Genomic DNA, 1229 nt, shown 5'->3' with positions numbered 1-1229 from the left:
CAAAGGCCCAAAAAAAATAATCCATACCGCCTACCCTTTCAGGAAGCAATTTATAATTACATATTATTGCTATTTTCTTTGTATTTAAAGCCATGAAACTAAACTATTAACCAATTGTTTATTAGTTTCTTTTAAAGGAATTCCTACTTGTTGATTAATAAATGCCTTTCTGTTTTTAAAATCTACTTTGCCCGATAAACATTGAGAAATAGCTTTTATTAATGCTGTTTCATTTTTCACAACCTTACTAGCCTTACTATTAACTAAATGCTGAATATGTTCATAATTTAAAAAACGCTGATCATTATACAATCCATTATCTTCATTTCCAAATACAGGGTTTATAACAGGCTTATCAAACATCATAAAATCTAAACTCATAGTAGAAAGCATGTTAATATTTAAGTCTGAATACTCTAACAAAGCTCTTAACTGTTTTACATCATCAACTGAAGGAATTCTTTGAGACCATGCTTCTTGATGATTAGGTCTTACCTGTTTCCATTTTGGAAAATTCCATGTTATAAAAGCATATTCTTCAACTAATTTTTTAAATCTTACTGGGTCTTCAGCAGGTGATGTTCTAACAATAAAATTAATTGGTTCTATATCGCCTGCATCAATAGCATTAGCTATTATTTCAATATAAAGCTCATCATTTTTACTGGTTGAAATATCACCGCAACTAAAACAAATGGTTTTTAATTTCGGATTCAAATCAAAATCCTTAAAAAATTCAGATGCTTGCATCTTATAAACATCCATTACATAAGGCACAAATTGAGGCGTTCCAACTACTTTAATAGTATTTTCCTTTATAGATTTATAAAATTTCAACAAATCACGCTTCATTAAATCACTCCAAACCAAGTAATAATTAAAGTTTGAAGCCATACGCCCTTTTGAAGCTAAATTATCCCAACTAAAAATAAACGCTGCTGTTTTTATGTGTTTTTTTTGGGCAGCGTATACCAAAGGCGCTATATATGGCGGCCGTTGGTGTGTAAAGAACATAATATCTAGTTGTTCTTCCTCTAAAATAGAGATATATTGTTTAGTTGTATCATGATTTCTAAATGTAAAATTTTGTAGCTTTTGAAACTGTTGAATGGTAGTTTCTGAATGAAATAAAGCGGTTAGCTTATAAATAAAACGGGTGGCATACCCGCGTGTTGTTTTTAATTTTGAATGGTTGGCTTTTAAATTATCTAAAATTCCAAAGTTATTTT

1 protein-coding gene is annotated in these 1229 nt (G+C 29.8%); it reads right to left on the bottom strand.

What is annotated here, in order from left to right; translation table 11 throughout:
• Positions 1-84 precede the first annotated feature (84 nt).
• The coding region (locus FUA24_RS23605) for a CDP-glycerol glycerophosphotransferase family protein (RefSeq protein WP_148545786.1) at positions 85-1229 on the bottom strand (1145 nt) is incomplete at its 5' end.

The sequence above is a fragment of the Seonamhaeicola marinus genome (assembly GCF_008085455.1).
The sequence above is the reverse complement of the archived record's forward strand: the minus strand, read 5'-3'. Positions and strand labels throughout refer to the sequence as shown.